Source organism: Pseudorhodobacter sp., assembly GCF_030452865.1.
Taxonomy (GTDB): Bacteria; Pseudomonadota; Alphaproteobacteria; order Rhodobacterales; family Rhodobacteraceae; genus Pseudorhodobacter.
Genome location: NZ_JAKDLJ010000079.1, coordinates 1 through 11,567 on the forward strand (window position 1 = coordinate 1; position 11,567 = coordinate 11,567).

7 protein-coding genes are annotated in these 11,567 nt (G+C 58.8%); all 7 read right to left on the reverse strand.

Annotated elements, in window-relative coordinates; genetic code table 11:
- Positions 1–2,130 (reverse strand): ATP-binding cassette domain-containing protein (locus L0H65_RS06900; protein ID WP_301458106.1); only part of this gene is annotated, 2,130 nt, incomplete at its 3' end.
- 26 nt (positions 2,131–2,156) lie between these two features.
- Positions 2,157–3,521, reverse strand: a complete 1,365-nt coding sequence (locus tag L0H65_RS06905) for a TolC family protein (protein WP_301458100.1) — start codon at positions 3,519–3,521, stop codon at positions 2,157–2,159.
- A gap of 12 nt (positions 3,522–3,533) precedes the next feature.
- Positions 3,534–6,722: an Ig-like domain-containing protein gene (locus tag L0H65_RS06910; protein ID WP_301458101.1), complete on the reverse strand. Its 3,189-nt coding sequence runs from the start codon at positions 6,720–6,722 to the stop codon at positions 3,534–3,536.
- A gap of 698 nt (positions 6,723–7,420) precedes the next feature.
- Positions 7,421–8,044, reverse strand: a complete 624-nt coding sequence (locus L0H65_RS06915; protein ID WP_301458102.1) for a queuosine precursor transporter — start codon at positions 8,042–8,044, stop codon at positions 7,421–7,423.
- Between the two features lie 93 nt (positions 8,045–8,137).
- Positions 8,138–9,031: an esterase-like activity of phytase family protein gene (locus tag L0H65_RS06920; RefSeq protein ID WP_301458103.1), complete on the reverse strand. Its 894-nt coding sequence runs from the start codon at positions 9,029–9,031 to the stop codon at positions 8,138–8,140.
- Entirely contained in the window at positions 9,004–9,921 is a 918-nt protein-coding gene (gene mepA / locus L0H65_RS06925) for a penicillin-insensitive murein endopeptidase (protein WP_301458104.1), read from the reverse strand. Before mepA ends, L0H65_RS06920 begins: the two co-directional genes overlap by 28 nt.
- On the reverse strand, positions 9,921–11,264 hold the full coding sequence (locus L0H65_RS06930) for an MFS transporter (protein WP_301458105.1): 1,344 nt from the start codon (positions 11,262–11,264) through the stop codon (positions 9,921–9,923). Before L0H65_RS06930 ends, mepA begins: the two co-directional genes overlap by 1 nt.
- Between the last annotated feature and the right edge of the window lie 303 nt (positions 11,265–11,567).

The window sequence follows — 11,567 nt, forward strand, 5'->3', positions numbered from 1 at the left end:
GACGACAAGCTTGCCGCTTTGCAGGATCAAGGTGCGCGAGGTCAGTTGAAGGATCGGGACGCGGTGGGTGGCGATGATGGCGGTGCGCCCTTCGAGCCAGGTTGAAAGGCGGCTGACCAGCGTTGCCTCCAGCGTCTGGTCAAGGGCAGCGGTGGGTTCATCCAGGATCACGATTTGCGGGTCTTGCAACCACATCCGCGCCCAACCGAGGCTTTGACGCTGACCAACTGACAGCCCTTCGCCGAGTTCGCGGATCTCAAGATCCAGCCCGCGCGGGTGGTTGCGGATGAAGGGACCGAGGCCCGCAAAATCCAGCGCGTCGAACAAGCGGTCGTCGTCCCGTTCCAACTGGCTCAGGTTCAGGTTGTCGCGGATGGTGCCGGAAAACAGCCGCACCTCTTGGCCCAGATAGCCGATACCCCGGCGCAGATCGCGCGGATGGATCTGGCCCATGTCGATGTTGTCCAGCAGGATGCGCCCGGCGCTTGGCTCATACAGGCCCGCCAGCACCCTCAGCAGGGTGGATTTTCCGGACCCGTTGGTGCCTAGCACCGCAACATGCTGGCCCGCCGGGATTTTGCACGCCTGAATTTCGACGGTGGCCGCGCTGTCCTTGTCATACTTGAATTCCAGATGGCGCAATTCATAAGTGCCGCCAAGCCGTTCGCGACGCAGGTATTTGCGCCCTGCTTCCTCGGCCTGATCGGCGTTGGCTATGGCATCAAGCCCGGTCAGCGCCGCCTTGACGTTGGACCAGCGCGCCAGCGTCGCGGAAAGTTGTGCCAGTGGGCCAAGCGTGCGTCCGGTCAGAATGCCGATGGCAATGATCGTCCCCATGGTGAAATCACCGGAGAAGACCAGATAAGCCCCCGCGACGACCGCAAGAATGTAGGTCGCCTGCTGCACGCCTTGTGCCCAATAGGTCAGCGCCGAAGTCAGATGCCGTTGTTCCGAGGATTTGACCGCTGACAGCGTAACCAACTCTTGCCACAGTCGCTTTACCCGATCCTCGCCGCGCTGGGTGTTGACGGTTTCCTGCTCATAGACCGCCTCATAGAGCAGCCGTGAGGCGCGCATGGACGCCCCTTGCGTTGATTGCGTCAGCGCGATCATCTTCTTTTGGAAAAAGAAACCGGGGGCGACCATCAGGATACCGCCAACCACCAGAATCCACACGATATTGCCACCGATGGAGGCAACGAGCAAAAGAAAAATCAGGATGAAGGGAATATCCGCAACGGTGCCGATGGTGGAGGCGGTGAAAAATTCCCGCACCGAGGAAAATTCTCGCATTGCGCCGAAAATCTGGCTGGGCGCGCGTTTGCCCGCTGATTGCTTCATGCCCAACAAGCGATGCATCAGCCGCGATTGCACCGTCAATTCAATCCGCCGTCCGGTGACATCCATCAAGCCCGAACGCGCCATTTTCAACGCCGCTTCCAGCAACACCGCCGTCAGCGCGCCAAGGGCGAGCACCCACAGCGTCGGTTCGGATTTATGCGGGATCACCCGGTCATAAACCTGCAAGGAAAACAGCGCGACGGCAACCGCCAGCAGGTTGGCGACCATGGAACCTGCGGCGACTTCCAGCAATTGACGGCGGAAATGCGGAAACTCGCCCCAGAACCAATGCGCGGCGGCACCTTTGTCGCTGTGCCGCGCTTCCAAGTCCGCCATCGTGGTCCTTGCACGCAAAAGCTTACCGGTGAAAACCTTCGCGAAATCGGCAAGCGGAACTTCGGTACGATTGTCCGGGCAGGTGGTGTCGTAGACCTCGACCGTCGTTTCGGATTGACCAAGCACCAGCACCACTTGATCGGACTTCATCAGCGCCAGCGCGGGCCAGATGCCTTCGGTGGATTTTGGCGCTTTTTCGACCTTTGCGGTCAGGCCGACGCCACGCAGCGAAGCGGCCATCTCATCAAGACCAAGCTTGCCACTGCCCGCCGCAATCTGGATATGTTCCAGCAGGTCAGCGGCAGAAATTTCCGCACCGAGCAACCCGGCATAGACCGAGGCGATCTGCGCGCGGGTCATGGCGCGGCTGGTGTGGCGCGGTCGGTGCGGGCGTTGCGACGGGGTTGGGCGTGCGGAGGTGGCGACAGAAGCATTGCTTCTGTCGGCGTTCATATCAAACGCGACCACCCGGTCATCTGTCACATTCTTGTCCCGTCCACCAATACTCCGCGAATATTCCCGATTTGAAGTTGCAGCAGGGCAATATCGTAAGGAACTGACGCCTGCTCCCTTTCCAATGCGGAATATGTCTCAAACATTCCGACCAGTTCCATCAGGGGTCTGCGACCATATTTATACTGTTGGGTGAACATTTTCAGACTTGAGGCCGTTTGCTCCAACACGCCCGCACCTTGGCCCTGCTGCGATTGAAGGTTTGCGATCTGCCGTTCCAACGCGACGATGCGGCGACTGGCATCATCGCGCGCGCTTTCCGTGCGTTGCGTGGCGACCTCCTGGCTGGCTTCCAGCGCTGCAAGGCTGGACCCGGTGCCGAAACCGAGTGCATTGTCCGCACTGACACGCAGACCGCCGGAAACGCCCCCCTTCCCTGCCGTCGCACTGGCTTTGAGGCCGGGCAACAACCCTGCACGGGCCATTTTCGCCTCTGCCACTGTGCGGCGGCCCTCACCACTGGCGCGAAGGACGGCAAGCGGTTCGGATGATCCTTTGGGTGCGCTAAGGCTGCAAAGGCCGGAAAGCCCTGCGACCGGAACCTGAACCATCACATTCAATTCGGCCATCGCAGTTGCTGCCGTCTCCTTGTCGGCTTCCTCGCCCGCTTGCATCTGAGAGATTTTTTGCTGGATAACCCGTTCTTCGGACCGATCCGACAGGCCGCCCGAAACGCGAACACCCATGATGCGGCCATATTCCTGCATCCGGGTCACACCAGCCGCCGCCAATCGCGCCTGTTCATTGGCCCTCTGCGCCGAGACGTAATAGTTCAGCCCTTCATAAACCCGCTTGTTCATTTCCTCCGACAGGGAAACGGCGGCGACCTCCACATCAGCGGCGGCATAGGCGCGTTCCGCCTTGCGTTTGCCATTGTCGAACAAGACCTGTTCCACAAGGATCGACGCCGCCAATGCGCCAAGCGAAGTCAGGTCCATGACTGGCCCGATGGAGGGCAACCAATTCTTGGATTTCGCTTCGGCTTTCAAGCGCGAAACCCGCAATTCCGCCGCCGCTGGGCCTTTGTTCGCGGTCAGGACTCCGTTAGCGATTTGTCCACAAGCGCCCTGGCCAGGTAGAACCGACTGCCGCGTCCGCAGATCATCAATGATGGCAGAGCGTTGCTCGCCGCGCTTTACCGTGTCACCCGCCGCTCCCGCAAGCTGGGTGGACGCTGCAATGGCCGTCGGGTCGCTTCCCCCCGCCATTGTCACGCCGGGGGCGTTTCCGTTCATGCAGCCGGAAAGTGCGAGAATGGCCGCGAATGTCACAGCGGCTGCGGCGGGGCGCTTGTCCCCGCCGCGTACTGTCTTGCGGATCCTGATGGGCATTTGTTTGCCCCGTCAGATCACGGTATTGATGTCATCGTCCAACAACACCGAGGCGCCATTATCGCCCAGATGGTAGAGGTGATAGCTTTCACCATCCACCACCTGCGTCCCCGCGGCTGTCGCATCGGTCAAGGTAACATGATCGTCTGCCCCGCCTTTGATCATCAGCATCTTGTCCGGCCCGGTCATCGCGATCAGATCATCTGCACTGATTGTCATGTTCGTTGCTGCAAGCGTCAGGTCGATGGAACTGAAGTCGAAGTTGTGGAACGCGGTGTTATGAAGGTCAACCGTGGCGGTGCCCGTGTTGTTCGTCACCAACAGCGTTGCGGAATCGTTTCCGGCGTCATCGGCATGATTGATGACCAGATAATCCCCGTCCGGCACCGTTGGCTTGTCAAACTGCGCAAAAGTGGACCCATTGCTGCCATTCTTCAGGCTGATGTCGGTGACATGACCAGTTTGATCTACCTTATGGAATGAGAAGTTGCTGTCGATGGTTTCATCCATGATCACGCCGGTAAGGTTCGCACCGCTGGTCGCCTTGACAATGCTGGTGACCCCCGGCGCGTCTTCGGCAACGGTGTCGATCTTCACGAACTCGTCAAAGCTGGCAGTGTTGCCGGCAAGGTCCGTGGCCGAAACCGTAACCCTCATATCCGGGCCGCCTTGACCATGCGGAAGCTGGTCAGCCTCAAACCGGGTGGACCAAGTTCCATCCGCACCGACTTCGATGGTTTGTTCCGCGCCGTTCGACAGTTTGACAACCACGGTCGAACCCACTTCGCCAGACCCTTGCAGATCAAGCCCGTTTGCCACTTCTTGCGCGTTGAGAATACCGTCGCCGCCCAAAGTGCCGCCGTCCCGATCAAAAGGTGTGACGACGCGATCAATTTCGATCATCTCGCTATGCGGAGCAGAAACGTTGCCAAGGTGATCGGTCGCAACCGCAGTCAGTTTGACCTCGGTTTCGCCCTGCGGAATGTTGGCTTTCGGGATCGTCACGGTCCAGGTCGTGCCGCTCACCGTTGCATTGAACGGCCCGACGCTGCCGAAGTTGACCTGCACCGAGGAACCCGCTTCAACCGTTCCGGTAACGGTCAGGCCATCATTGGCCTCCACGTTGTTCAGCACATTGTCTTCGCCGGTCGAAAGCGTGGAGCGGGCGAAATCGGTGACCTCGGTATCAACGGCAATCATATGCGTCGTTTTCGCGATGTTGCCTGCCTTGTCCGTCGCCGTGACGCTCACGGTATTATCCGCGCCGTTGGCATAAGTGCCGGGGGTGATTTCACCGCTGTTGAATTTGGCCGACCAGGTGCCGCTGGCATTGGCCGTCACGGTATGGGTCGTGCCCTGGAACTCCACCGCGACCGTCGCACCTTTTTCGGCGGTCCCGGTCAGCGTGACGCCTGCATTGGCTTCGGTGCTCATGATGGTGTCATCGCCACCGGCCTGATTGGCGTCAATGGTAACGGCAGTGCCACGGTCAACGCTGATGTCACGCGTGTTGCTCGCGGTGTTGCCATACGCGTCGGTGGAGGTAACTGTCGCGGTGCTGACACCATCCGCAGTCGGAACCGCAGAGGTCGGAAAATTGACCGACCATGTGCCATCCGCAGCAATCGTTGCAGGCAAGGTCGTGCCGTTCCACACCACCGAAACCGAGGTTGAACCCACTTCGGCTTGCCCGGTCAGGGTGACCCCTGTTTGCGCTTCGCTTTCGTTAATGATGTTGTCTGCTGTCAGCGACCCGGCGGTGAAACTGACCGAAGTAGTGGTATCGACCTTCACCGTATGCGTTGCCGAGGAAGTGTTGCCCGCCGCATCTACCGTTGTTGCCGTGAAGCTGCGATCAAAGTCTCCGGTTGTGAAGGTGCCTGCCGGATATTTCACCGTCCAGCTTCCGCTGGCATCGGTGGTCACGGATTGGCTATGGCCTTCCATTACCACCGTCACAACCGCACCTGCGGTCGAGGTGCCAGTCACGGCCACTTCGCCGCTTGCCTCCGCACCGTTGATCACATTGTCCGCCGTCACCGAATTGAAGTTGAGCGGATGCGGAATTGTATCAATAGCGATCCTGTCAGTGATAACCGTCTGGTTGCCCGCGGCATCGGTCGCCGTGATCGTCACCGGAATCTGATACTCGCCACCTGCAATTTCAGTTTGCGTAAACGTCACCGTCCATGTGCCATCGGCCGCAACAACGGTCTGATGGGAGTGGCCATCGACAACCACGTCAATCTTGGCACCGACTTCGCCTTCGCCTTTCAGCGTCACGCCGTCCTTGTATTCGACAAGGTTCTCGACATCGCCAACACTGACAGTACCTTCGGTGGTCGACACGAGCGGTGGCGTCATATCAATCACGAATTCCGGACCATCCAGAACTTCGGTCTTGCCGTCGCCGTCCGTTACGGTGACCACCGCCTCATGCGTCCCGTCACCGGGGAATTTGTCACCTTTGAACTCTGTTTCCCAAGTGCCATCCTTCCCGATCTCAGTGGTTTGCGTCTTGCCACCAATGACGACATCAACCTTTTCACCGGGTTCACCAGTGCCGCTTACGACCACGGTTTTGTCCGGGGTCACGGTCGAAATGTCTTTGCTGACTTCGGGATGATCAACTGCTGGCGGAACGCGGGTGTGTCCGCCTGAGCCACCGCCGCCGCCAACCGCGCCGATCACGCCCAGCCCGCCGGCAACCGCTGCTGCCGCACCAAGCCCGCCGCCGCCCATCCCGGCCAACAGGCCCGGAACGAAGGGTGCCATGCCAACCTGATCGTCGGCATATTCGCCCGCCATCAGGGTGTTGTCATCGGTAAACCGCAGATCGTCGACGTTGGAATATTTGTTCCAGGTATCGACCGGGCCATAATTGGCATAGACCGCACCATCGCCGCCATCGGTCAGGAAAACCTCTGTCACCTCACCATCGTTGCTGAGGTAGAGCTTGTTGTCTTCACCCGGATTGGATTCAAAATATCCGTTCAGCGTAATCTCGCGCCCATCGGACAGCTTGAGAACAAGGTCTTTGCCCTGGTGCTGATAGGCAACCACGCTGGACTGAGGAATGTTGAGCGAGACACTTTCGCCGGACCCAACCTGAAGAAACTGACTGCCGCCGTCGCCTGAAACGCCGCCGTGCACAACTTTGCCCGCAGAAGTGCGGACAGCGAAATTAATCGCTTTTACCATGATACTACTCCGCCTCATATCCGGGATTGTAATCACCCGGCTTGTTATTGGGCTTTTGCCCTATTACTGCCTTATTACCTAGTTTTCGACGCAATTTCTAGGGGTTTCAGCGCAGCGGACCGCAAATTGTTCATTCTTTCGCTTTATTTTCGCCGCAATACAATTGAATGGGAATATTGATTTGCTGAAGTTCAGCTATTGGTTGTGTGTTTTACAGCGGGGCGCTAGATGAAGTGGTCGCGCGTCGCTCAGCGCAACTATATCTGGGATTATGGCGCGGTCGACCGGAGATCGAAAACTGGTGCTTTATTGATACAGAAGTCTGGATGAATGTGCCTCGGACTCAGAACAACGGCCAGAATGCTACGAGGCCTTGGCAACCATCAGAGGTCCGGAAAGGGGACCATCGGCCTTTTGTTAGACCCGGAGGCCAGCGTAGAAGGTTCGAAAAAAGAGGCTGGCAGAAATAGAGAAAGGGTTGCCTTTACAGACAACCCTTTCCGAGTTCACGGAGATGGGCCAGTTAGGATGACAAGCCCAATCAGTGGTCTGTTTCACCGGGGTCTGCCCCTAGCAAACACCCCGTCTGACTGTCCCGACACCTCTCTCCAACATCACTCTAGACACTGGATCACCTCCTTTCAAAAACGTTGCCGATAGGGGGAGCCTGCCACAAAATTCCTGAATGTCAAAAGTTATTACGCCGCTGTCCGTTGAAATTTTTGAATGATGAGGCGAAACGGGATCAGTGCCAGAATCGCCAGCGCCAGCTTCACGCCCCAATCCGCAAACGCGAGAGAAACCCATAGCGGGACAACCGGACCCGCACCCAGCAGTGGCAACGCCTCTGCCGCCCAACGAACATCATTGCCCGGCTCCAGCATCATCAGCACGCTGGAAAAGGCCACGGTGAAGAAAATCGCCGTATCCGCCGATGCGCCGATCAGGGTAGAGGCGAGCGGAGCGCGCCACCAACCGCGATTGCGCAGCCGGTCGAATATGGTGACATCCAGCATTTGCGCCGTCAGGAATGCAAGTCCGGATCCAAGCGCAATCCGCCACGTCACCAGCGGCCCGAATTCGCCGATGATCTGCGTACCGATGAAAGAACAGATCAGCCCGACAACAAAGCCCGCAAACACCACAGTCCGGGCGGCACGGACCCCGTAAAAACGGTTGGTCAAGTCCGTAACAAGAAAAGCCAGCGGGTAGGTGAACGCGCCCCATGTCAGCCATTGGCCGAACAGATGCTGCACAAGGATGTTGGAGGCGACAACGATGACCGCCATCGCGACAACGCCGGGGATCAGGTGACGGTTCATTCTGTTTTTCCGTTTTAGCAAGGTCGCGGAGACTTGGCACCCAGAACATCGGGGGCGCGTGCGGTTTACGCTTGGCCGCAGCCCCGTGTCAAGTTATGGCGTCACCCGGTACTCCACCACCTCATTGCGCTGCACCCAATAGAAATTGTCGTCCGCAATCATTGTCAGGCGAATATCGCCTTTTTCATCACGCCAGACTGCCAGTCCTTCCAGGTTGTCATGTGTGCCGGGATTGCTTTGCATTTCGACCCGCTCATCCCTGAACCCCCTGACCGTCAGCGCAAAGCTTCTTACCCGCGAGGAAAAGCCGAAGATGCCGTGAAAACCGCGCTCCAGCAGGTAAAACCGTCCGTCGGGACCGAAATCCGCCCCCGCCGCCTGAAAATCAGCCTGATGTGAAATGGTCAGATTCGAATCCCACGCGCCATTGCGAAAGCGGAACACAGTGTACGGGCCTTTCGGATCTTCGGGCATGGTGTAAACAGCGCCTGCCGCGTCCACTGCCAGCGCCTCCAACGCTGAATTGGCAGGCATATTGGCAAAGGCTTTCGCCGATGGCAGCGGCTGCGCGGAACGTCCCATTCTGGCATAGGCAACCACGCGTGCGGAATGCTTGCCTTCAAAACTGACATAGGCGCGACCATTCGGCGCGATCGCCAATCCTTCGCTATCCGCCCGCTCGCCGCGCCATTGCTTGCCAGTTTCGTCCAGAAGCGGGCGCATTTTTGCCGCGGTGATGCCGGTGATCTTGCCGGCTTCGTTCCGGTTGAGGCGACCTTCGGTCCAGCGCGCGCGGTCGCTGAGCGCGACAAAAGACCGCCCATCATCAGATATTTCAAACCCCGAAATCCCGCCGAACTGCGGGTCGGAGGAATAAACGACGAAGGTGCCGATATATTGTCCGGGCAACACCGGTGCGGCGCTGCTGTCCAGTGCCAGAACCAGCACCATCCCGGCGATCAGCGCGAGGCGAGAACGTTTTTGCATTGGCCGGGCAGGTCCGCCATTGTGTATTGCCGTGGCCCGCGCTTTTTCGGCTGCGGCTTGGGCTTGGGTGCGCCCGGTTTGGCCTTTGGCGGGTTCAGATAATCCGTCACCCACCAGCGAAGCGTATCGTCACAGCCATTGCCACCTTTGGACAGGCTGGAAACCGTCGGCTTTTGCGTCTGGCAACTTGACATGCCGGCAGGACATCTCAACCGAACATGGAAATGGGTGTCGTGACCATAGATCGGACGAATTTTCTGCAACCATGCGGTATCCGACGCCTTCGCAGTTTTGCACATTTCCAGCTTCACCGCTGCCGCCACGAAAATCCGGTCAACACGGGCATCCGACGCCGCCGCTTTCATCAACGCGTGGTGGCTGCGGGTCCAGTTGCGAGTGACCGAGCGTTGATCGGCAGAGCGGACAGGGATGGAGCTGATGCTTTCCCGCTCCGCCCGGCTTAGGTTCAATCGCTTTGGCGGCAGCATCCAGACATCCGCATCAAGCCCGATCTGGTGGCTGGCATGGCCGCTGGTCATCGGCCCGCCGCGCGGCTGCGAGATGTCGCCGATGTACAGCCCCTTCCAGCCGACAGAAACCGCCATACGCGAAAGATCCTCCAGATAGGCGATCATCGCGGGCTGGCCCCAGTTGCGACCGCGCGACAGCCGCATCGCCTGCCAGGTTGGGCCGGTTTCGGGCAATTGAACCGCCCCTGCCGAACACCCCTTGGCGTAGGAACCAATCGGCATCGGCGCTTGTTGCGACGCAGTTTTCTTGGCGCCAAAAAGCTGATTGGCCAGTTGATCGGCATATAGCGAGGTGGTGGAGGAACAGGACAGCGCCAAACCCGCCAAAAGCGGCACCAGATACGTCATCGGTCTTGTCATCACACCTGCCCCAATTTTCTGTCACCCTGCGGTTTTACCCAGAATAGCAGAAACAGCCCGATCAGGAACAGCCCGATAAGCGGGGATATGCCGAGTTGTTGACTGCCGGTGATATCGGTGACGACCCCGATTGTCAGCGGCGCGATGAAAGAGGTGAATTTGCCCGCCAGCGCGTAAAGCCCGAACGACTCCGTAATCCGCGCCGGATCCGACTGCCGCACCATCATCGTGCGGCTTGCCGATTGCAACGCTCCGCCAGCAGCCCCGATCAGCCCGCCCATGATGTAAAAAGCGATATCGGGCAACTTGCTCGTCGCCTCCACGGGCAGGCCGAAAACCGAGGTACGGGAAATCAGCACGACGCCGATTGCCACCAGCGTCAACACCAACACACAAACCGCAATCACCGGTTTTGGCCCGAACCGGCTATCCGCCTTGCCGCCAAGCCAGGCAAAAAGCGCTCCGGTGATCGAGGCGAGAATACCGAATATGCCCACGTCGATCACATGCCAATGCAGAACGCCTGCGGCATAAATCCCGCCGAAAACATACATCCCGTTCAGCGCATCGCGGTAGAACATCGACGACGCGAGATAGGCAAAAAGGCTGCGCTGCTCTGGCAACCCGCGCAGGCTTTGGCGCAACTCCGGCCAGGCAGTCCGCGCCGCCGCCATCATCCCCATGGTGGCGGTGCGCGCCGGTTCCTTGACCCACAGGAAGAACGGAACCATGAACACGACATACCAGATCGCGGTCAGCGGCCCGACAGACCGCGTCCCTTCCCGCGTCGCTGCATCCAATCCAAACAGCGGCGAAATCCCCAGCAGGGTTTTCCCGCTCTCGCCTTCGGCAAGGAAAAGCAGCATGAACACCAAGGCAATCAAACCACCGACGTAGCCGAACGCCCAGCCGGAGCCGGAGATTTTGCCAATCTCCTCCGCCGGGCCAAGGTCCGGCAGCATCGCATTGGTGAAGATCGTCGCAAACTCCATCCCGACCAGGCCGATGGCAAAGCACAGCATGATGAGGAACAGGTTGAAATCGCCGGGGATCGCATACCACAGCCCCCAGGATCCGATCACATACATCACCGAAAACAGCCACAAAAAGCGCATCCGCCCCCCGGCCTTGTCAGCGATCACCCCCAAAAGCGGGGCGCAAAGGGCAATGAACAACCCGGCCGCACCGATGCCATAGCCCCAGACGGTTTGCGCCCTGCTGCCGTCGCCCAGCAGGTCTTTCATATAGGGCGCAAAAATGAACGTGATCAGCAAGGTGTTGTAAGGCTGGCTCGCCCAATCAAAGAAAAACCAGCCCCAGATACGTTTCTTTGCCGATGTCATGCCGCCCCCTGCCCTATGGATTTGCTGCGGTGATCAAGCCTGAAAGCACATCTTGACGCAAGCATCGTGACGTATCGCACAGCAAGATGCCCCCAAACACTGATTATTCGAAGAATAATCGTGTCTGCCGACGGCGGGTCGGTCAGGCTTTGACGGGTGGCCACGGTCTTTCGGTTTCGGCGGCGATCCAGTCTTGAACCCATTTCGGCAAATCCGGGCTCTCGATCGGCTGTCGCAGCGCCTTCAACACCTGAAAATTGATCAGCCAGCTCATGATGATATGGGCGAAGATGATGAATTGGG

Excerpts from the sequence above, each read along its gene's own strand:
- L0H65_RS06905 (WP_301458100.1), bottom strand. The coding sequence starts at position 3,521 with ATGCCCATCAGGATCCGCAAGACAGTACGCGGCGGGGACAAGCGCCCC.
- L0H65_RS06910 (WP_301458101.1), bottom strand. The coding sequence starts at position 6,722 with ATGGTAAAAGCGATTAATTTCGCTGTCCGCACTTCTGCGGGCAAAGTT.
- L0H65_RS06915 (WP_301458102.1), bottom strand. The coding sequence starts at position 8,044 with ATGAACCGTCACCTGATCCCCGGCGTTGTCGCGATGGCGGTCATCGTT.
- L0H65_RS06920 (WP_301458103.1), bottom strand. The coding sequence starts at position 9,031 with ATGCAAAAACGTTCTCGCCTCGCGCTGATCGCCGGGATGGTGCTGGTT.
- mepA (WP_301458104.1), bottom strand. The coding sequence starts at position 9,921 with ATGACAAGACCGATGACGTATCTGGTGCCGCTTTTGGCGGGTTTGGCG.
- L0H65_RS06930 (WP_301458105.1), bottom strand. The coding sequence starts at position 11,264 with ATGACATCGGCAAAGAAACGTATCTGGGGCTGGTTTTTCTTTGATTGG.